Here is a 19,915-nt window from a genome sequence, read left to right as displayed (position 1 = left end):
ACGAAACTCGCGTCGACGCCTTAATCACTGGCGCTTAGCACCATTGATTACACCTCAGCGCGCACTGGTAGTGCCGCGCATACCCCTCGTACAGGCTGGCCTCATGCGCAAACGTAGTGCTGCGCTCTTTTATCTTGCCCTCTGCTCTTACCCGGTGTTTTCGTCATGTCCCCGCTAACATTTACGCCAATCTGGCGCTCGATCCGCATGCAGTGCCGAGGCCTAGTCGTGAGTCAGCAGAGGGCGGCAACAGAGCCTGCGGGTTCTTCAAAAACCAGCGTCCGAAGCCCGGTGATCGCGATCATTGGTGCGTCGGTAGTCGCAATGGCAACGCACGTCCGATCACCGCATTGATACGGACGGGGCCGAAGTAGCGGCTATCAAATGACTCAGCGTTTGAAGTGCTGAGCAGGAGCAGCTCATCGTCAGACAGCCGCCGACATGCGTGCCAGGCAGGCAGCGGTCTACCGAGCCGATCGTGGCGCAACTGTCTGGCAACAACCTTGCCGTCGACGATTACGTTCCGTTGCTCCACGCACACTCGTTGCGGTGCGACCGCTGTCACCGGTTTCAGTAACGGAACCGTCGTCGGTAGGTAGCCGCGTTGCATCGCGAGTGTCGAAGCGTTCGCGGGCAGCCGAACGAGCACCCAGTCGCCAGGTTTGAAGAGGCTTGCCGCATTGATGCGGTACCAACCCTTAGGAACACTCGTTGACGCGTTGTAGACCAGCATGGGATGAGGGCGGTCGAGGGACGCGTAACAGAGCGCAATGAACGCAGTTCCTGATAGCAGCAATAGCGCAATTGCTCGCCGGGTCACGATGAGCCCTCCGGAAAGGCATCCTCCAGCACATCGCGCAGCATTGCTGCCATCGTGATGCCGCGATCAAACGCAGTCCGTTTGATGCGCGTGCGAAGGGCTGGCGTGATGTCTAATGTCAGGCGTGCGCTGTAAGGTCTGGCGTTGATGATGTCATCCAGTGAGCCTTGCACAATCCACGCTTCCGCATCCGGGTTGGCCAAAGGCCGAGCCCCTATAGCGATACGTTTGTTGCTCATGACGGACTCCTCAAAAGCTCATCGACCAAGGCACTGATCTCGCGCGCGGCGATGCTGTCTGCCGATAGTTCACGTACCAGCCGACCAGCCGCCACGCTCTCTGCGAACGCGATGCGTTGACGGATTTCGGCCTGCATAGCGGGCAACGATTGTTCGGCAAGCGCACTGCGCGCTTCCCTTCCGATGATCGTGGTACTGACACGCCGATTGATGACAAACGCTGCGTGAAGCGCGGGACGAAAGACCTGTGCTTCTCGAATCAGATTGAGCATCTCGGCGCTGGCCCAGAGGTCGTAGGGGCTTGGTTGAACAGGGATCAATACGCGGTCAGCGGCAAGCAACGCAGAGCGGGCGAGGGCGGCAATTCTAGGTGGCCCGTCAATGATCACGTGATCGGCGCGCTTGGCCAGTTCAGGTACTTCTTGATGCAGTGTTTCTCGCGCAAGGCCAACGGTGCTGAAGAGCCTGGGGTACCCCTGCTGGCTGCGTCGCTGTGTCCAGTCCAGAGACGAGCCTTGAGGGTCTGCGTCCAGCAACAGAACGTGATAGCCGCGAAGCGCCAATTCGCCGGCAATATGTGTGGCCAGTGTGGTTTTGCCCACACCGCCTTTTTGATTGAGCAGAGCAAGGATCATGCGCGTACCTCCCTGATACCCATACGCGATGCGGCGATCTTTCCTCTCACCCAGGACGCCCTACAACAAAAAGTTAGAGCTTTTAAGTTAGTTAAGTTAAGGGGCGTGCAAAGCCCCGCAGGACGTGGGCTGTAGCGGATTCGTTGCGCCTGATAGCACGATAGTCGTGCGCCTGATAGCACGAGCCTGCTTGCGCCTGATAGCACGAAGGGTTTCACAGCTTTTGCGCAGGTTATCCCCGTGCCGTTTGCGGCACGGGCTTGAAGGCGAGGATCTCGGTGGAGGGGGGGAGACTGACGATCTCCAACTGATAGCCAGGCAGTGACTGCCGAGCGACCAGGGCTCGCAGATCCAGAGCAAAGTCCGAGTAACGTGCCGTGCTCCCCGACTTGCGATGCAGGTGCCGGAAGTCGAACTGCCAGCCGTCTTCTTGCCGGCCCGCATGCTTGCGCACCAGGCGGTACATCCAGCGCTCTATGCCACCTTTGAGACGGAAGTAGGCCGGATCGATCGTCAGCACCAACGCCTGGTCCAAGACGCCGCTGTAAAACCAGTCGGCAAGGATCAGCTCGATACCCATAGGGCGACCGTCCGTGGCAGCCAGCTCTTTCCATTCGTTGATCCACGAAAACCGGTGAAGCCGTCGACCCGTTATCTCCCGGATAGAGGTCGCCACGCTGGTTGATTGCAGGCGATCGAGCGCTGCCTTCAGGCGCTGATAGTCGCGCGACGAGCTGCCGCGGCCGATGAAACGCAATATTTCGTAAGGCGTTGCCCTCATAAGCCGGGACGTTGGTATACCGGCATCGCGGGCTTCGACGATTTGGCTGGCAGCCCAGATCAGAATATCGGCATCCCAGATGGTGGCGATGCCGTGCTCCAACGTCCCCTCGACGTGAACGGTCACCGATCCCGCATGAAAGTTGATGGGTACCGTCCGCCTTGACTTGGCCAGCGAGAAGAACGGGTGCGCCATCAGATCTTGCGCATCTCGAGGAGCCATATCGCCGGGCAGGGCACGAAACATGTCCATCTGCTCGCCTTGCGCGAGCGGAGAATTGCTCATGTAAAACCACCTCACAGATCATCGCGATGCGCTCCTGGATGACGGCATACGTATTCAGGGTCGAAGGTGGTCTCGAAACTGCGTTCGCTGGCCCATGCCTCTACGTCTATGAGTGCATACATGACCCGCCGGCCAAACTTGTGAAAACGAGGTCCGCCGCCGGTGATGCGCAGTTTCTCAAGCGTGCGTGGTGAAAGGCGTAGGTAGGCTGCTGCTTCGTTGTTGGTGAGATATCCCGCCTTTTGATTGGTCGTGCCTGCTTCAGGCTGGCGCTCATCTGATGCGGGTTTCAGAGCGTGAGAGTGAGGGCCTGCTTTGCACAAACGCTTGAGATCAAAATCTGCACGCCAGTCACTGCGGTTGGGTTCTGCTAAGTGCGACACAATGCATCCTCCGATAAAGTTGGGAGCTGCAGGCTGCGTCAGCAAGCGCACGTGATCATGCCGGATTGGGTCATGGCGTTTTCGAGCGCAAAGGATGTGGCTATTGATACGCGAATAGTCAGAAGCTAGACGGGAGTGGGATCAATAGTGGCCGAGTCGAAAAATCCGCGCCCGTAAAAACGCAACGGCACGTAGCTGTGGAGTTACGGATTCAAAGTTTTCGGTAAATCCGCAGTACCGTAGGCACGGATTTCTGTAAATCCGCAAAACCGCTTTTGAGCTTTTACGAATTCGATGAAATAAGTCGGGGCGGAATTGCGCATTTACGGAAAAGACCATTGCCGTAATGGTCTTAGTGGGCGGTTTAAGCAGTGACACTGAGCGCCTGCGGCGCAGGTCTGGTCGCGGAGCAGGGCGCGACAGACATGCCATTAATGAGCGCAGCGAGCGTTAGCGTCAGATGCATTGATGGGTTATCACCGCCCAACCAGCCTCTCCTTGCCAGGCGCGCCGGCCGAGCGATGACAGGGGTTAGTATCTCATGGTGGTTTTCTGAGTGGCAGGGAATCAGGCTCAGAAGTTAAGCTGGATATGAAGCAAGGAACAGCGCCCACTGGGATCCCCACATGCGCCATACGGCCGGGCGATGGACAACTATCGGCTGGTGGCTGTCAGTCGCTGAATGCCGTTTTGGTCGGTAGCTACCCGTTGTCACCGTCTGCAATCGGCCCAGAGTGTGTAAAAACACTTTCGTATCGTGGATGCCTCGGCCCAGCGCAGTTGGGCGAGTCGATTGCCCACGCATTTGCCACGATCAGCACCGGTAACGCTCCGGAGCGCTTATGAAGTGTTTTAGCTCCACCTGGAGCAGTAAAAGCCGGGGGCTTTTACACCGCCATTGCCTTCAACAAGCCTTCGGCACCGATGATTCTCATGACCCGCTTCATGTTGTAGGCGAGCACATTCAGACTCATCTCCGCGCTGACGCCGGCCAGCCTACGTGTGAGGAAATGTGTGGATCCCATCCATTGTTTGAGCGTCCCGAAGGGATGCTCAACAGTGCGCTTTCGGACTCGCATCATGTCCGGCGCATGGTTCAGCCGGTTCTGCATTTCGTCTAGCACGGCTTCATGCTCCCAACGCCGCACTCGTCGCTGCTTGCTCGGCGTGCACTGAGTTTTCAGGGCGCAGCTCTGGCAGTTCGAACTCCAGTAGCAGTGCATGTTCAGGCCTTTCTCGACGCTGGAGAAACGCCAAATCAATGCCTCACCAGCTGGGCAAACGTATTCATTTTTAGCTGCGTTAAAAACGAAGGCATCTTTGTTGAAACGCCCGTCCGCTTTAGCTCCTGAAGTCATCGGTTTGGGTACATAGGCGGTAATTTTTGCATCATGGCAGGCCAGGATTTCCTCGCTTTTGAAGTAGCCTCGATCAGCCACGACCGACAGCGTTTCTGAACCAATGGCTTCCCGCGCCTGCTTAGCCATCGAGCTGAGTTGGTCGCGGTCAGAGCCAACGTTCGTGACCTCGTGAGCAACGATCAAATGGTGCTGGGTATCGACCGCCGTCTGTACGTTGTAGCCGACGATGCCATTGCCACGCGTCATCATCGAGCGGGCATCGGGGTCAGTCAGTGAAACCTGTTTGTCTGGAGAGTCGTTGAGCTGAGATTCGATTGCCTGAAGCTCTTTCATCTGAGCTTTGAGCTTGGCGATTTTTTCTTCCAGGCGCGTAGCATCTGGCTCAGCGGCGCTTGGCACTTGCCGATCAGCTGCATCAAGGGAGGTCAGGTAACGGTTGATGCTCGACTCGATTTCCTCCATTCGCCGCTTCAGTTTGGCGCTGGTGAAATTGCGGTCGCGGTTGTTCACTGCCTTGAATTTGCTCCCGTCGATGGCCACTAGGTTTTCGCTAAACAGCCCCAGCTGCTGGCACAGCACAACGAACTGGCGGCATGCGCCGCGAATGGCTTTGCTGTTGTCTTTTCGGAAGTTGGCGATGGTTTTGAAGTCGGGCATCAAGCGCCCGGTTAACCACATCAGCTCGACATTGCGCTGAGCTTCTCGCTCAAGGCGTCGGCTCGATTGGATGCGGTTCAGATAGCCGTAGATATAGGTCTTCAGGAGGATCGCAGGGTGGTATTCCGGTCTGCCGGTTTCGGCTGGAATGACGCCATCAAAACCCAGAGTGGCCAAGTTGAGTTCATCGACGAAGACATCAACCACCCGTACCGGGTTGGTATCGCTGACGTAGTCGTCGAGGCTCTCGGGAAGTAAGGTGCTTTGCCCTCGGTGCTCACCCTGGATAAACCGTTTCATGGGCTTCCCTTGCGATGAAGTTCTCAGAAATCATAGCAAGGGTATGTCCGGGCGTTTTTACACACTCTGGGCCAATAGCTGCCTTTGGGAGTCGACTGAAATCGACCCGAAGCGTGGTAATCCACAATTTTCTGGCTCTACCAGTATCAGCAAGCGATTTTCAATCTTTACTGACTCCGCTATACCGTAGACATGAGCGCCTAAAAAGCAGATACCACACGCCGATAGCATGCCTCTGAAAACGGTTAGGCCTGGCTTCGCGGTTAGGCCTTTGACTGCTCAAGGCAGCTTGCAAAGTGCTGAATCGCCATTCGATAGCCATCGGTGCCGAATCCCGCGAGCACGCCTTTAGCAACGCGTGACACGTAGGAAAAGTGCCTGAACTCCTCACGCCTGTGGACGTTTGAGATGTGAACCTCAATCACCTGCACCTCAGCCGCAATTAACGCATCGTGGATGGCTACTGATGTATGAGTCCATGCCCCTGGGTTGATCACAATCCCCGCGATCCTTCTGCGAGCTTGGTGAATCCAGTCAATCATTTGCCCTTCGTGATTGGTTTGTTGGAACTCAATTGCAACCCCCAGCGTTTCGCCGTACTGACGACAGGTCTGCTCAACATCAGCCAATGTCTCACGTCCATAAACCTCGGGCTCTCTCAGTCCCAACATATTCAGGTTAGGGCCGTTCAAAACTAGGATGGTGTTCATCATTTAATCCTCAACGAGCCGCTTCAGTTCTTCGCGGTGTTTATGGCTGCCAGGCGTGCCTTGTGGTATTCACCGGCTTCGATTGGTTGGGCATTTCGCTTACCGAGGTCGGCTGTAGGAATGCGAGAAGTCTCGGGCGCGCACCACGCCGCGAGACCAGCTAGCAACGTGCACACACAGGCGATCCCGCCGACAATCAACGGTATGTTTTCAGTACCCGGGCCTGCGACCAGGGCAAATAGAGCCGGTAGCATTGCAGTAATGAACAGACCGCAGTTTTGCGAAATGGCCATGCCTGATACCCGGTAGCGTGTTTCGAACTGCTCAGGGAAGAAGGATGGGAACACCGCGTTGTAGCCTTGATAGATCATTCCCCACATCAGCAGTGATGCGCCGAAAGCGAGCGGGAGGTTGTGCACGCTGATCGCGTAGAGATAGGCAAAGGACATCAGTCCGCTACCAAAGGCACTAACGATGATCAGAGGCCGGCGCCCGATCTTGTCAGAGAGATTGCCTACGAAAGGAATACACAGAACGGCCACGATGTTGCCCACGACGGGGATCCACAGGTACACGCTTTTATCGAAGCCAATGCCATAGGCCGGTTGCACGGCATAGGCGGCTCCGAACACGGTCGTAACGACAGGAATGACGTTCATCAACGAAACCCCTAAAACAACCAGCATGCTCCTCCAGCTATGTTTGAAGGCTCCAACTACCGGCGACTCAAGCTTCTCTGCTTTGGCAGTTTGCTCTACGAATGCAGGTGGCTCCTCAACCTCTCGGCGAATGATGAATCCCGCAATCAGTACCACTGCGCTCAAGAGAAATGGGATACGCCAGCCCCAGCTGTTGAAGGCTTCATCGGACATGAAATACGCGAGAGGCAGGAAGATTGCTGCTGCGAGAACTTGTCCTGCTTGCACGCCTTGAAGTGTGTAGCTGCCGAAGTATCCTCTTCGTCCCTGTGGGGCATGCTCCAGGATCATTGAGCTGGCTCCCGAGATCTCTCCCGCCACAGCAAACCCCTGCACTAGTCGCAGTACCACGAGCATGATCGGTGCCCAGATACCAATCTGGTGATAGGTCGGCAGCAGGCCGACTGCCAAGGTGGCGAATCCCATCAGGAACATGCATAGCAGCAGTACGTTCTTGCGGCCACGGGTATCCCCCCAGTGACCCAAGAAGACAGCACCGATGGGGCGAGCAATGTAACCAACACCGTAAGTGGCCATAGCCGCCACGATGGCGATCTTCGGATCGGTTGATGGGAAAAAGAGTTGTGGAAAGATCAATGCTGCCGCTTGGGCATAGATGAAAAAGTCGTAGTACTCCAAAGCGGAGCCAACCCAACCACTCGCGGTGGCTTTCTTGGCTTGTTTAGAACGGTGCTGTTCTGCCTCTGTTGCTGTGGTCATCTGAATACTCCAGATATTGTTTTTATAGATCTGGCAGGGCACCGAAAAGCACCCCGATACATTTAAGGCAGGGCATGACTAGACGCCATGCCACAGACTTAGATAGGGTCGATTTCTATGATCGAGCCGCTTTTCGCGGCTTCTGAGATAGCCTCAGTGATGATCAGATTCCGTAGTCCGTCGCGAACGGAAACCAGGGGCGATTCCGTACCTCTTATGACGTTGCAGAAGTGCTCAAGCTGGATCTCAAGCGGGTCTTGACGTTCAACCTTGGCAAGGCCCGTTTGGAAGGGCTTCCACCATGATCTGTCTTCGGTCTTCGCGTAGTATTTGAGGCGCATTGTGGGCACTGACAATGAGCCGTTCTTCCCACTGATGATGTAGCAATCCTCATCTTCGTAGGATGGATAGCTCGTGTTCTCTTGTGATGTCTGTTCCCAACTGCGGGCGCATCCAGTGCTGTCGGAAAGCAAGAAGGAACCCAGTGCTCCATTCTCAAAACGAAGGCCGATACACACGGTATCTTCGACAGGAAACCCACGTGCGGCACTGGACTGCATCGCCTGAACAGCAACAATCTCGCCGCACAGTGAACGCAAGTTGCCGATCTCGTGGATCATGTTGATCAGGATCGGGCCACCGCCTTCCTGGCGTCGCCAGATGGCAGCGTCGAAGTAGTCATCAGGTTTGTAAAACAGAGCGCTGCCTTGGACAGCAACGATGCCTCCAAGGATGTTGTCACGTATGACCTCTCGCGCCTTGGCAAGGATCGGGCTATGCGCACGATGATGCCCTACGAGCAGTTTGGCACCAGTCGCATCGGCGACCGCAAGTAACCGCTTGCCTTCTTCAACACTGTGCGCCACCGGTTTTTCGATCAATGCGGCAACACCAGCCTCGATGCATTGCAGGGTCTGTTCGACATGTAGAGCGTTAGGAGTGGCGAGAATTACGCCGTCAAGCGTGTCCTCGGCGAAGCAGGCAGGAAGGTTCGCATACTGCGAGACGCCTAGTGAATCCAGGTAAGTGGCATCAATTTCAAACGGATCGATAACCGCTGCCAGTTCACAAGAAGAACTCGCCCGGATGAGTTCGATATGGCGGCGACCGATAAGGCCGGCACCGGCTACCGCAATTCTGATTTTGGACATACTTTGATCTTCGCGAGCGTTATTGTTTTGAATCACGATGCAATTGAGGTCGTGGTTCGATCTGCTAGGATCAAGGCTACTATCAACCTCGCAGGCTATAATTGGCCGATATGGAAAATCAGAATTCTCCCGTAGTAAATAATGATCCCTTCCTCAGGGATCTGCTCCTGTTCTCTGTTATCGCCAAACGCGGCAGTTTTAGCGCTGCTGGCACAGAGCTTGGAATCTCTCCCGCTCATGTCAGCAAACGGGTTTTGGCGTTGGAGGAAACGTTGGGCTGCAAACTTTTTAACCGGACAACCAGGCGGGTTTCGATCACCAAGGATGGCGAGACGATGCTTGTTTGGGCGCAGACAATCATGGACAACGTCAATGGAATGCTTGAGACGTCACTGGGTGACCGTGTTGAGCCCAGAGGCACACTGCGCATCAGCACGAGCCAACGGATGGGGCGCTTTCACATCGCACCTGTTCTAGCGTTGCTCCGGAAACGCTACCCCAAGTTAGAAGTTTGGCTTGAGCTTGTTGACCGTCGAACTGACTTGGTTGCCGAGCAGTTCGACATCGACATCCGAGTTGGTGAAGTCAACGAGCAGAACCTGATTGTTCACAAGATCGCGGACAGCCAGAGGATTCTCTGTGCTGCCCCAAGCTATCTGGAGGAGCGAGGTAGCCCAACCACTCTGAGCGATCTTCAACGCCACGATTGTCTGTTGTTTCGTGGTAGGGATCAGAGCTTCGGTGTATGGCGGCTTGAGGGATCAAACGGCGTTGAGTCGGTAAAGGTCACGGGCCCCATGGCGTCCAACCACAGTGATGTTGTTCGAGAGTGGGCCCATGAGGGTTTCGGCATCATCATGGCTTCAACTTGGGATGTGGCCCCGAGCATCAGAAATGGCAAGCTTACCCGCATCCTGCCCGAGTACTTTCAGCCGGCTGATGTGTCCGCAGTAACCACGATCCGGGCTTCTGGGTCGATGAAGATCAGGGTATGCCTAGAGTTTCTGAGTGCACACTTGAGCTTTGGCCCTTACGCATTGCGAAATGGTTGAGTGGCAGAGGGTATTGATACGTCAGGCAGCTATTGGCCGATAGCTGCTGGTCGTGGAGGACGGCTATCGGCCACTTAGCGGCGGCCTGGGTTTGATCGTCGCTGTGCAGGATCAAATCTCAGTCTGTTCCGCCATCATTTGAAGCCTTAACCACCGCGAAGCGTCCACACTGGCATAGCTAAAGCAAATCTATTGGACGCTCTAGGCGCGCCTGATCTGCACAAGCCAGGAATGTCTCGATCACTTGGCTGCGGCGCTCGGCTAAGCAATACAGATATGTCTCGGTGTGCACTGGGTCGCCTTCCAGGCGTATAGCCTTGAGGTTGGGGCCTGGGATGTACTCGGCTTCTGACACTACGCCCAATCCAATACCTCGCGCCACCGCCTCGCGCAGTGCCTCACGGCTGCCAATTTCCATGATCATGCGCGGCGTCACTTCGCGCTCGGCCAGCGCCTGCTCAAACGCCAGGCGAGTGGTCGAACCTTGCTCGCGTCGTAACATTGGCTGGCCCTGCAGCTCTTCTATCCGCACCGTGTCGTGCTGAGCCAAGGGATGTTCATGATGGGCGAATACGATGATGCGATGACGGGCATACAACGTCGAGTGGAAAGCTGGATCCTCATGCAGGCCAGCCAATACCCCGATATCCGTCACGTAGTTCTCCAGGTCAGCTAACACCGACGCTGAGTTACCCACGCGAATAGACAACTCGACCTGGGGGTAATCTCGACGATAGGCATCGACCATCTCGATAACGTGAAACGGCCCAACTGCACCCAGACGCAGTTGCCCTCTGACCAACGCACCTGAGTCTCGTAATAGCCCGTGTGCTTCCGCTTCAAGAGCCATCAGTTGCTGCGCGATTGGCAGTAGCTGCCGGCCAACCGTCGACAGTTCGGCACGGCGACCACGGCGGTGAAACAGTTCGAGATTATGCAGCCTTTCTAAAGCCAGTATCTGCGTCGTTACGGTCGGCTGGCTGAGTCCGAGTGATCGTGCACCCGCGCTAAAACTGCCCTGGCGTGCCACTGCCAGGAAGGCACGTAGCTTACTGTTCGACACCTATAGATTCCTTCAATAGTTTTGCGAGAAAACCAATATTGAATCGATGGCATGACGGTCACATTACAAAACTAGGGTAGGCGGCATTCCAACCACAACTCGGATATGCCATGAAAACTCTCCGTAAGCTGTTTTGCGCTGTCAGTGTGTCGTTGCCGCTGTTAGTCAGTAGTGAAGTGTTTGCCGAAACGGCATTGAGGATCGGCCTCATCCCCTCCGAAGACTCGCAGTCGATGATCGAGAGCAGCCAGCAGGTGCTTGATCAACTGCAGGCCAAGCTGGGTATGCCGGTCAAACCATTCGTGGCGACCGATTACAACGGTGTGATCGAGGCTTTGCGCTCGAAGAAACTCGACGTCGCTTATCTGGGGCCGTTCTCTTACGTGCTCGCGAGCAAGGTAGCCGATGTTGAGGCTTTCGCCGTTGCAGTGACGAAGAAAACTGGGAAGAGCGCGTATCGCAGTGTTGTCGTGACGCGCTCTGACAGCGACATCCAATCGCTGGCAGATCTAAAAGGCCATACGTTCGCCTTCGTCGATCCAAGCTCTGCCTCTGGTCATCTCTTCCCCAAAGCAGGTATCGAGCAGGCCGGTTATCAGCCAGATGAACTGTTTTCACGGGTGATTTTCTCGGGCTCACACGATGCCAGCATCCTGGCGGTGGCCAATCGAAAGGTGGATGCGGCGGCTGTGGCCGACCGTATTCTTGCCACCGCCACGGCGCAGGGCCAGGTCAAACAGGACGAATTGCGCGTCGTATGGAGCTCTTCAGATATCCCCGAGTCGCCGATGGTCTGGCGCAAGGATCTGGATCCGGCGCTGAAGCAGAAGCTGGCTGCAGCACTCGCCGAGGTCAAGGACATTCCCTGGGGGGATCAGGGCATGCTCAACGGCTTTCAACCGACCAGTGACATCGCCTACGACGTGGTTCGCGACACCGCCAAGGTGCTCGATCTCGACCTGAGCAGAATGAAATGATCAGCGTCCACCAGCTTACCAAGCGCTATGGGGACAACCCCGTACTGCGGGGCATCGATCTGCAGATCGGCGCTGGCGAGTTCGTCGTGGTGCTCGGCCAGTCTGGCGCGGGCAAGTCCACGCTGCTGCGCTGCATGAACCGCTTGGCTCATGCAGATGGCGGCACGCTCCAGGTCGCCGGAATCGATGCCATGCAAGCGCGTGATGAGCGTGCCCTACGCCGCCAGGTGGCGATGATTTTCCAGCACCACAATGTGGTACCTCGCCTCTCGGTGTTGAAGAACGTGCTTACTGGGCGCCTGGGATCGCTGTCGACACTGGCCTCGGTTTTGCAGCTTTTCAGCCGAGCCGATGTGGAGTTGGCGCACCAGTGTTTGCGCCGGGTAGAGCTGATGCACAAGGCTGAAGCCCGCACCGACTCTCTTTCCGGCGGGCAAATGCAACGGGTCGGTATCGCGCGCGCGCTGGCTCAGCAGCCCAAGGTTATCCTCGCCGACGAGCCTGTTGCGAGCCTTGATCCGAAGACTGCGCGCCTGGTCATGCAATACCTGCGTGATGCCAGTCGGGATCTGGGAATTACCGTGGTTTGCAACCTGCATCAGGTGGACTTCGCTCGCGAGTTTGGCGATCGCATCATCGGTCTGGCACATGGTCGTCTGGTTTACGACGGCGACGCGGATGGTCTCGACCAGCCTACGCTGCATCGCATCTATCCCGGCGCGAACGAAGACAACCCGGTCGACGCCGAATGCTCTTCGCAGCTGCGTTACAGCACTGGCCTGGGAGGCTGACATGCGCACCCAAAATTACCGCTGGATGGTAAAAACTCCAGACAGCCTGCGCGGTTGGGCTTCAACTGCCTCACTGGTATTGATACTGGTGGTCGTATTGCACTGGAGTGCAAATGGCGCTCAGCTCAGTTGGGGCGAATTGGCGTCAGGCCTTCCGCAAATCGGCGATTTTCTCTCGCGTTCGGTGCCGCCAAATCTGGATATCTTGCCCAAGCTGATCGCACCGGCCTTAGAAACTTTGCAGATCGCAATCTGGGGCACGCTGCTGGGGATACTCTTTGCTGTACCTCTGGCCTTTCTCGCTGCTCGCAATCTGCAGAGCAACTGGTGGCTGTACCAAGGCACCCGGCAAGCGCTCAACATCATTCGCAGTATCAACGAGCTGATCCTCGCTCTGGTCTTCGTGTCCGCTGTGGGCTTGGGGCCATTTCCCGGTGTTTTGGCGCTGGCAGTGCACGGCGTAGGCATGCTCGGCAAATTCTTCGCCGAAAGCATCGAAGAAATAGACCAGGGCCCCCTTGAGGCACTTCGCGCCACCGGTGCTCGGCCTCTGCAAGTGATCGTGTTTGGTGTGCTACCGCAAGTCATCACGGCCTGGATTGCCGTGATCCTCTACCGCTTCGAGGTCAACCTGCGCTCGGCAACCGTGCTCGGCATGGTCGGTGCGGGCGGTCTCGGCTTCGAATTGGTCAGTAGCATCAAACTATTCAAATATCAGGAAACGGCCACCTGCATCATCGTGATCACGCTGATGGTGATTGCCGCCGACATGATTTCGAATCGACTGCGCGCCTCGATTCAACAAAACGGTAGGCACTGAGCAGCCTTCCGGCAGTTACTCCACAAGGCCGTGTTGACCAGCGCGGTCTCTCCAGGCAACTACACACAACCTAATCGAGCGGAGCATCGCAGCGGTGACGCACGTCTTCTCTACGACAAATGATATCGGCTCAGCCGATGCGGAGCTCGAATCAATCGATTTGAGCCGAATTAGCCTGGCGGCGAACATGGCCCCACATTCAAACAACAATAAAGGAACTGCCATGTCTGCCCACTTCCATAATCCAGTTGCTACCTATTTTGGTAGTGGCAGCCTGAGCCAGATCGCAGCGCTCACCGAAGGCCAGACAGTCGCCCTGGTGACTTTCCCCGAGGCGCGCGGTCTGGGTGTGATAGACAAGATCCAGGCGCTGTTGGGCGAGCGTCTGATTCATGTGGTGGAAGACGTGCAGCCTAACCCGGATGTCGCACAACTGAGTGAGACATACGAGCGTTTCTGGGCGCAGGCTGGCAGCTGCGAAACGGTGCTTGCGGTCGGTGGCGGCAGTGCCATCGACACCGCTAAAGCATTGATCGTCGGCACGGCGTCCGGGCGTTTCGATGAGCTGTTGACGCTGCTCGGCAGTGGCAAACCTTTCACACCTGCGCGCTGCAAGGCGCTAATCGCAGCGCCTACGACCGCAGGCACCGGTAGTGAAGTGACGCCATGGGCGACCATTTGGGACGCGGGGCAGCAAAAAAAGTATTCGCTGCATCTGGAGTGCACCTGGCCCAAAGCGGCAATCATCGATCCTGATCTCATGCTTACGGTCCCAGCCGGCGTGACGGTATCTACCGGGCTCGATGCACTGTCACATGCGCTGGAATCGATTTGGAACGTCAATGCCAATCCGATCTCCGACACCTTCGCGATTTCCGCGATTGAAGACATTCTCGAATGCCTGCCAGAGCTGCGCGAAAACCTGGGAAGCCGCGAACTACGTGCGCGCATGGCGCTGGCGGCACTCAAGGCAGGGATGGCCTTCTCCAATACCAAAACCGCGCTGGCTCATTCCATTTCCTATGAAATGACTCTACGCCACGGCCTGCCACACGGCATCGCATGCTCCTTCACCTTGCCCTACGTGCTGGGCCTGGCTTGGGGGCGAGATGCGGTTCGGGATCAGACACTACAGCGTGTGTTCGGGCCTGATCTCGCCGAGGCTCAAGCGCGCTTGCGCAGTTTCCTCCACCGCCTTGGCGTAAAGACCGAGTTCACCGACTACGGGGTGACGGAGGTCGAAGCGCAGGAGATGATCCTCTTTGCCATGCAAGGCGCTCGCGGTAAAAATTTCATCGGCTCGCGTGCCGCCTGATACACCGCCTACTCAACGTGGGCGGTTGTTAAGGCCGCCTGTTTCCTGTTGCACCGAATAAGAGTGCCGTTCCTTCAACAGCCTGGTTGGAGGAAGCGTAACAAGAAGGAAAATATGATGAATCGTGAGCATTCTCTGTCTGGTCTCGCTGTGCCCGCCAACCCATCCTTTCGCGTCGCTCAGTGGCGAATGTTGCTGGCGGCAATGTTCTGCTACCTGTTTTTTTATACCGGTCGGCAAACCTTTGGGTTCGCCATACCTGGCATGCAGGCCGAGTTTGGGCTGACCAAGGAGACGCTTGGCTGGATCTCCGCCGCCATGCTCTGGGCCTATGCCATTGGCCAGGCTATCAACGGTAACCTTGCGGATAAGTTTGGCGGCCGTCGCATCATGAGCCTCGGTGCCGTCCTGTCCTGTGGCGCGAACTGGATAACCAGTTTTGCCACAGGCTTTATGAGCCTAATTCTGCCTTGGGGGCTCAATGGCTACTTTCAGGCGCTTGGCTGGGCGCCTGGCAGCCGGCTGCTTTCCAACTGGTGGGGCGTTCATGAGCGCGGCAAGGTGTATGGCTTTTATGTGTTCGCAGCCGGCTGCGCCTCAATCCTCTCGTACGTCACTTCAATAGTAGTACTGGAAGTACTGCAATTGGAGTGGCGCTGGATTTTTCGTCTGCCAGTACTGCTAATGCTGGCAGGGGGGATTCTGTTCTTCATCATTGCTCGAGAGCGTCCGCAGGATCTCGGTTTTGAGCCATTGACCGATACCGGTGTGGCAAACAAGGACGATGTCTCGCAAGAGGCCTCTGTCGACGAAGTAGAGACCTCAGCGCAGCGCTACAAGGCGGTGTTGAAGAACGCACGCCTGATCATTGCGGCTGTTTCGCTAGGCTTCCAGAATGCCGCGCGCTACGGCCTGATCGTCTGGGTGCCGGTGCACTTTCTAGGTGCCGACTGGAAAAGCGGTGACGGCTGGATCGACCCCAAGTGGATTACGGTGGCCCTGCCGGTCGGCATGGCTGTGGGCGCGCTAAGCAATGGCTGGGTCTCGGATAAACTTTTCGGCTCCAAGCGTTACAAGGCAATCATGCTATACATGGTTCTCGGTGCAGCCACCAGCTTGTGGATGTGGAGTCTACCGGCACACAGCACCATTGGCCTGGTCGCTCTGTTCCTCTGCGGTTTCTTTGTTTACGGCCCGGCATCCAGCTTCTGGGCGCTGTGCCCGGACTTGGTCGGCGCCAAGCGCGCGGGTACCGCAACCGGGATCATGAATTTCTCGTCCTACCTGTTCGCGGGTCTCGCTGAACCGCTGATTGGCGGAATACTGGACAGCACTGGTAATACCTCGTTGATCTTCGTAGTAGTCGCCATCGCTTGTGGCTGCAGTGCGCTGGTCGCCCTGTTCGTGCGGCGCTGAGAACCGGAGTACAGAGCGATGTTTCAGTATCACAAGTGGTTGCGTTCCTTTCATGCGGTGGCCAGAACCGGTAGCTTCACATCTGCGGCTGAGTACCTGAGCGTAGGGCAGCCGACGGTTAGCGAACAGGTCTGCGCATTGGAGAGCATGTTCTCCGTCGAGCTGTTCCATCGTCGCGGCCGGTTCATCGAAATGAGCGCAGCTGGGCGTCAGCTGTACGCGATCACTCAGGGGGTGTTTGGCCAAGAAGAAGAGGCCATGCAATTACTGCAGAGCTTTCGGCAGCGTAAGGCAGGAATGCTGCGCCTTGGCGCGGTATCTCCCCCCATCGCCATGAGTCTTACCTACGCCCTGATGCAGCAATACCCGGATGTGGAGCTGGAAACGTCTTTTTCTTCAGAGCACGAGACGCTCGAAAGGCTCTACAACTTCGATATCGATGTGGCGATCCTGGCGCTTTCGGAGTTCGATCATCGCCTGCACACACAGCTCTATCGGCGCTATCCGATTGTCGGCGTGGTTCGCGATGACCATCCGTGGGCTGGTCTGGAGCAGGTTCGAATTGAGCAGATTCGCGGCGAACGGGTGGTCTTGCGCGAACGCGGCTCGCGCACCAGGCAGTTGGTGGAGGAAGCCTGTCAGCGAGCCGGTATCGAGCTGGACTGCGCGATGCAACTCAACAGCCGGGAGGCAATCGTGCATGCCATTGCTCAAGGAATCGGCATCGGCTTCGTGTCGGCGGTCGAGTATGCAGAAACGCCTGGCACCCGGCCGATCACCTTCGTCGACCACCCGTTTCATATCGAATACCACCTGTGCTGCCTGGGCATACGTCGTAACCGACCGATGATCGCCGAGCTGTTCGAGAGCAGCTTACCGCCACCGACCTGATTGCAACCGAATTCATAACCCAGCCTGCCCTGCCGACGGGGAGGACAGGCCTCACTCATCCTTCGTTTGGAGATACACCATGAACTACAAGCAGCCCACTCAATTGCAAGCCGCGATTCTCGACTGGGCAGGTACCGTCGTCGACTTCGGTTCTTTCGCCCCAACGCAGATCTTCGTTGAAGCCTTCGGCGAGTTCGGCGTCGAGGTTTCCCTTGAGGAAGCGCGCGGGCCCATGGGCATGGGTAAGTGGGATCACATCCGCACGCTCTGCGACCTGCCTGCCGTTGCCGAGCGTTACCGCGCGAAGTTTGATCGAACCCCGACCGATGCTGACGTGACAGCCATCTACGAGCGTTTCATGCCGCTGCAGATAGCCAAGATCGGCCTGCACTCTGCATTGATTCCCGGTGCATTGGATGCCATTGCGGCGTTGCGCGAAAAGGGTCTGAAGATCGGCACCTGCTCCGGCTATCCGGCGGTAGTGATGGCCAAGGTCGTGGAGCTGGCTCGGCACAATGGTTACGTGCCGGATCACGTCGTAGCCACCGACGAAGTGCCCAATGGTCGCCCCTATCCGGCTCAGTCACTGGCCAACGTCATCGCGCTTGGTATCAGCGATGTAGCAGCCTGCGTGAAGGTCGACGATACCTGGCCTGGCATTCTGGAAGGCCGCAGCGCTGGCATGTGGACAGTGGCACTGACCTGTTCGGGCAATGCCCTTGGCATGACGTATGAGCAGTACAAGAACACGCCTCAGGACAAGCTGGATCAGGAGCGCATTCGCATTGGCCGCATGCTAGAAGGCTCGCGTCCACACTACTTGATCGACACCATCGCCGATCTGCCAGCGGTGATCGATGACATCAACGCCCGCCTGTTGAGAGGCGAGGTGCCGCAAAACACCTGAGCCCTGCACGATGTATCTCTGGGGCTGTCGGCAAAGGCTGACTGCCCCACACTCGGTCGCGATGTAGCGGCCAACCGACAATAAGAGGTGATCACCATGATCTACGTAAACCCTGGATTATCTGGCGCCGTCGTCACCCTCAAGCCGCGCTACGGCAACTACATCGGTGGCGAGTTCGTCGCACCGGTCGCTGGCCAGTACTTCACCAACACCAGCCCGGTGGATGCGTCGGTAATCGGTGAATTCCCTCGTTCCGACGCCAAGGACATCGACAAGGCCCTGGACGCCGCCCATGCCGCCGCCGATGCCTGGGGCAAAACCTCAGTGCAGGATCGCGCGCTGGTTCTGCTGAAGATTGCCGACCGCATCGAAGCCAACCTCGAACTGCTCGCCGTCGCGGAAACCTGGGACAACGGCAAGGCCGTGCGCGAAACGCTGAACGCCGACGTGCCGCTGGCTGCCGACCACTTCCGTTACTTCGCTGGCTGCATCCGCGCTCAGGAAGGCAGCGCGGCAGAGATCAACGAACACACCGCCTCCTATCATTTCCACGAACCGCTGGGTGTGGTCGGGCAGATCATCCCCTGGAACTTCCCGCTGTTGATGGCCGCCTGGAAGCTCGCGCCAGCCCTGGCGGCCGGCAACTGCGTGGTACTCAAACCTGCCGAGCAGACGCCGCTGTCGATCACCGTATTCGCCGAACTGGTCGGCGATCTGCTGCCGCCGGGCGTGCTCAACATCGTTCAGGGTTATGGCCGTGAAGCCGGCGAGGCGCTGGCTACCAGCACACGCATCGCCAAGATCGCCTTCACCGGTTCCACCCCGGTCGGCTCGCACATCATGAAATGCGCCGCCGCCAACATCATCCCAAGCACCGTGGAGCTGGGTGGCAAGTCGCCGAACGTGTTCTTCGAAGACATCATGCAGGCCGAGCCGACTTTCATCGAGAAAGCCGCCGAAGGCCTGGTGCTGGCCTTCTTCAATCAGGGCGAGGTGTGTACTTGCCCGTCCCGTGCGCTGGTGCAGGAGTCGATTTTCGAGCCGTTCATGGTTGAGGTGATGAAGAAGATCAAGGCCATCAAGCGCGGTAACCCGCTGGATACCGAGACCATGGTCGGCGCCCAGGCCTCGCAGCAGCAGTACGACAAGATCCTCAGCTACCTGGAGATCGCCCAGCAGGAAGGTGCCGAGCTGCTCACCGGTGGCGCCACCGAGAAACTCGAAGGCGACCTGGCCAGCGGTTATTACATCCAGCCAACCCTGCTCAAGGGCACCAACAAGATGCGCGTGTTCCAGGAGGAAATCTTCGGCCCGGTGGTCGGCGTGACCACCTTCAAGGACGAAGCCGAGGCCCTGGCCATCGCAAACGACACCGAGTTCGGCCTGGGCGCCGGCGTGTGGACGCGCGACATCAACCGCGCCTACCGCATGGGCCGTGGCATCAAGGCCGGCCGCGTATGGACCAACTGCTACCACCTGTACCCGGCGCACGCTGCCTTTGGCGGCTACAAAAAGTCCGGGGTCGGGCGTGAAACCCACAAGATGATGCTCGACCACTACCAGCAGACCAAAAACCTGCTGATCAGCTACGACATCAATCCGCTGGGCTTCTTCTAAACGGTGCCAGACAAAACCTGCTAAGCAGGTTTTGTCTCAATCTCCAACGACGGATTCTGGCGCAAAAATGCGCATTAGATGACAGTCCCATTCAGAACTTTTCTGTGCAGATGCAGTACGGCAGCCAGACCTAATGCGAAGGATCCGAACTGCAGTCAACCAAGATGCTTCTTTTTGACAGCCCTTGAGCGCTGTGCTTGGCTTCTTAAGCAAATACGCCGACTGCACCGTGCTAACGCCCTCATACTTGCGGTGAGCGCTTTGCTCACGACGACCAGCCAGCTGTGTGAAGAATGTTGTATCGCTGCGGCGCTCATGATCTAGCC

The 19,915-nt window shown here is 57.2% G+C and carries 19 protein-coding genes; 9 read left to right on the top strand and 10 right to left on the bottom strand.

What is annotated here, in order from left to right:
• Positions 1-301: 301 nt before the first annotated feature.
• The 9 genes from FHR27_RS08665 to FHR27_RS08625 form a co-directional block, all read right to left on the bottom strand.
• The gene (locus tag FHR27_RS08665; RefSeq protein WP_264650079.1) at positions 302-820 is read right to left on the bottom strand and encodes a S26 family signal peptidase; all 519 of its coding nucleotides are present in this window, start codon (positions 818-820) and stop codon (positions 302-304) included.
• The gene (locus FHR27_RS08660; RefSeq protein WP_179538354.1) at positions 817-1,059 is read right to left on the bottom strand and encodes a hypothetical protein; all 243 of its coding nucleotides are present in this window, start codon (positions 1,057-1,059) and stop codon (positions 817-819) included. Before FHR27_RS08660 ends, FHR27_RS08665 begins: the two co-directional genes overlap by 4 nt.
• Positions 1,056-1,694: a ParA family partition ATPase gene (gene parA / locus FHR27_RS08655; RefSeq protein ID WP_179538353.1), complete on the bottom strand. Its 639-nt coding sequence runs from the start codon at positions 1,692-1,694 to the stop codon at positions 1,056-1,058. The genes FHR27_RS08660 and parA overlap by 4 nt, the downstream gene beginning before the upstream one ends.
• Positions 1,695-1,926: 232 nt before the next feature.
• The gene (locus FHR27_RS08650; protein WP_179538352.1) at positions 1,927-2,760 is read right to left on the bottom strand and encodes a replication initiator protein A; all 834 of its coding nucleotides are present in this window, start codon (positions 2,758-2,760) and stop codon (positions 1,927-1,929) included.
• Positions 2,761-2,771: 11 nt separating this feature from the next.
• On the bottom strand, positions 2,772-3,143 hold the full coding sequence (locus FHR27_RS08645) for a helix-turn-helix domain-containing protein (RefSeq protein ID WP_444964376.1): 372 nt from the start codon (positions 3,141-3,143) through the stop codon (positions 2,772-2,774).
• An 887-nt stretch (positions 3,144-4,030) separates the two neighbouring features.
• A complete protein-coding gene (locus tag FHR27_RS08640) occupies positions 4,031-5,461 on the bottom strand; it encodes an IS1182 family transposase (RefSeq protein WP_179538351.1) in 1,431 nt (476 codons plus the stop codon).
• A gap of 263 nt (positions 5,462-5,724) precedes the next feature.
• Positions 5,725-6,174: a type II 3-dehydroquinate dehydratase gene (gene aroQ, locus FHR27_RS08635; RefSeq protein WP_179538350.1), complete on the bottom strand. Its 450-nt coding sequence runs from the start codon at positions 6,172-6,174 to the stop codon at positions 5,725-5,727.
• Positions 6,175-6,194: 20 nt separating this feature from the next.
• Positions 6,195-7,589, bottom strand: a complete 1,395-nt coding sequence (locus tag FHR27_RS08630) for an MFS transporter (protein ID WP_179538349.1) — start codon at positions 7,587-7,589, stop codon at positions 6,195-6,197.
• 98 nt (positions 7,590-7,687) lie between these two features.
• A complete protein-coding gene (locus FHR27_RS08625; RefSeq protein WP_179538348.1) occupies positions 7,688-8,740 on the bottom strand; it encodes a Gfo/Idh/MocA family protein in 1,053 nt (350 codons plus the stop codon).
• A 110-nt stretch (positions 8,741-8,850) separates the two neighbouring features.
• On the opposite strand from FHR27_RS08625, the gene FHR27_RS08620 reads away from it, so the two are divergent.
• Entirely contained in the window at positions 8,851-9,792 is a 942-nt protein-coding gene (locus FHR27_RS08620) for a LysR family transcriptional regulator (protein WP_179540067.1), read from the top strand.
• A 178-nt stretch (positions 9,793-9,970) separates the two neighbouring features.
• Here FHR27_RS08620 and FHR27_RS08615 read toward each other — a convergent pair whose 3' ends face one another.
• Entirely contained in the window at positions 9,971-10,855 is an 885-nt protein-coding gene (locus FHR27_RS08615; RefSeq protein ID WP_179538347.1) for a LysR substrate-binding domain-containing protein, read from the bottom strand.
• A gap of 110 nt (positions 10,856-10,965) precedes the next feature.
• Here FHR27_RS08615 and phnD point away from each other — a divergent pair, with 110 nt between their 5' ends.
• The 8 genes from phnD (at position 10,966) to exaC (ending at position 19,589) form a co-directional block, all read left to right on the top strand.
• Positions 10,966-11,832 (top strand): phosphonate ABC transporter substrate-binding protein, encoded by an 867-nt coding sequence (gene phnD / locus FHR27_RS08610; RefSeq protein ID WP_179538346.1) that lies wholly within the window; start codon positions 10,966-10,968, stop codon positions 11,830-11,832.
• Positions 11,829-12,623, top strand: a complete 795-nt coding sequence (gene phnC, locus FHR27_RS08605; RefSeq protein ID WP_179538345.1) for a phosphonate ABC transporter ATP-binding protein — start codon at positions 11,829-11,831, stop codon at positions 12,621-12,623. The genes phnD and phnC overlap by 4 nt, the downstream gene beginning before the upstream one ends.
• A 1-nt stretch (position 12,624) precedes the next feature.
• A complete protein-coding gene (gene phnE, locus FHR27_RS08600; RefSeq protein ID WP_179538344.1) occupies positions 12,625-13,443 on the top strand; it encodes a phosphonate ABC transporter, permease protein PhnE in 819 nt (272 codons plus the stop codon).
• Positions 13,444-13,666: 223 nt separating this feature from the next.
• Complete coding sequence (gene psrA / locus FHR27_RS08595; protein WP_179538343.1) at positions 13,667-14,758, top strand: iron-containing alcohol dehydrogenase PsrA; 1,092 nt, start codon at positions 13,667-13,669, stop codon at positions 14,756-14,758.
• 117 nt (positions 14,759-14,875) lie between these two features.
• Positions 14,876-16,174: an MFS transporter gene (locus tag FHR27_RS08590; RefSeq protein ID WP_179538342.1), complete on the top strand. Its 1,299-nt coding sequence runs from the start codon at positions 14,876-14,878 to the stop codon at positions 16,172-16,174.
• Between the two features lie 18 nt (positions 16,175-16,192).
• The gene (locus FHR27_RS08585; protein ID WP_179538341.1) at positions 16,193-17,065 is read left to right on the top strand and encodes a LysR substrate-binding domain-containing protein; all 873 of its coding nucleotides are present in this window, start codon (positions 16,193-16,195) and stop codon (positions 17,063-17,065) included.
• A 79-nt stretch (positions 17,066-17,144) separates the two neighbouring features.
• Positions 17,145-17,972, top strand: a complete 828-nt coding sequence (phnX, locus tag FHR27_RS08580; RefSeq protein ID WP_179538340.1) for a phosphonoacetaldehyde hydrolase — start codon at positions 17,145-17,147, stop codon at positions 17,970-17,972.
• Between the two features lie 96 nt (positions 17,973-18,068).
• Entirely contained in the window at positions 18,069-19,589 is a 1,521-nt protein-coding gene (gene exaC / locus FHR27_RS08575; RefSeq protein WP_179538339.1) for an acetaldehyde dehydrogenase ExaC, read from the top strand.
• Positions 19,590-19,915: the final 326 nt, after the last annotated feature.

The organism is Pseudomonas flavescens, from assembly GCF_013408425.1.
GTDB classification, from domain to species: Bacteria; Pseudomonadota; Gammaproteobacteria; order Pseudomonadales; family Pseudomonadaceae; genus Aquipseudomonas; species Aquipseudomonas fulva_A.
The sequence above is the reverse complement of the archived record's forward strand: the minus strand, read 5'-3'. Positions and strand labels throughout refer to the sequence as shown.

Bases quoted from the DNA above. Each gene is read 5' to 3' on its own strand.
- FHR27_RS08660 (WP_179538354.1), bottom strand. From the start codon at position 1,059: ATGAGCAACAAACGTATCGCTATAGGGGCTCGGCCTTTGGCCAACCCG.
- parA (WP_179538353.1), bottom strand. From the start codon at position 1,694: ATGATCCTTGCTCTGCTCAATCAAAAAGGCGGTGTGGGCAAAACCACA.
- FHR27_RS08650 (WP_179538352.1), bottom strand. From the start codon at position 2,760: ATGAGCAATTCTCCGCTCGCGCAAGGCGAGCAGATGGACATGTTTCGT.
- FHR27_RS08640 (WP_179538351.1), bottom strand. From the start codon at position 5,461: ATGAAACGGTTTATCCAGGGTGAGCACCGAGGGCAAAGCACCTTACTT.
- aroQ (WP_179538350.1), bottom strand. From the start codon at position 6,174: ATGATGAACACCATCCTAGTTTTGAACGGCCCTAACCTGAATATGTTG.
- FHR27_RS08630 (WP_179538349.1), bottom strand. From the start codon at position 7,589: ATGACCACAGCAACAGAGGCAGAACAGCACCGTTCTAAACAAGCCAAG.
- FHR27_RS08625 (WP_179538348.1), bottom strand. From the start codon at position 8,740: ATGTCCAAAATCAGAATTGCGGTAGCCGGTGCCGGCCTTATCGGTCGC.
- FHR27_RS08620 (WP_179540067.1), top strand. From the start codon at position 8,851: ATGGAAAATCAGAATTCTCCCGTAGTAAATAATGATCCCTTCCTCAGG.
- phnD (WP_179538346.1), top strand. From the start codon at position 10,966: ATGAAAACTCTCCGTAAGCTGTTTTGCGCTGTCAGTGTGTCGTTGCCG.
- phnC (WP_179538345.1), top strand. From the start codon at position 11,829: ATGATCAGCGTCCACCAGCTTACCAAGCGCTATGGGGACAACCCCGTA.
- phnE (WP_179538344.1), top strand. From the start codon at position 12,625: ATGCGCACCCAAAATTACCGCTGGATGGTAAAAACTCCAGACAGCCTG.
- psrA (WP_179538343.1), top strand. From the start codon at position 13,667: ATGTCTGCCCACTTCCATAATCCAGTTGCTACCTATTTTGGTAGTGGC.
- FHR27_RS08590 (WP_179538342.1), top strand. From the start codon at position 14,876: ATGAATCGTGAGCATTCTCTGTCTGGTCTCGCTGTGCCCGCCAACCCA.
- FHR27_RS08585 (WP_179538341.1), top strand. From the start codon at position 16,193: ATGTTTCAGTATCACAAGTGGTTGCGTTCCTTTCATGCGGTGGCCAGA.
- phnX (WP_179538340.1), top strand. From the start codon at position 17,145: ATGAACTACAAGCAGCCCACTCAATTGCAAGCCGCGATTCTCGACTGG.
- exaC (WP_179538339.1), top strand. From the start codon at position 18,069: ATGATCTACGTAAACCCTGGATTATCTGGCGCCGTCGTCACCCTCAAG.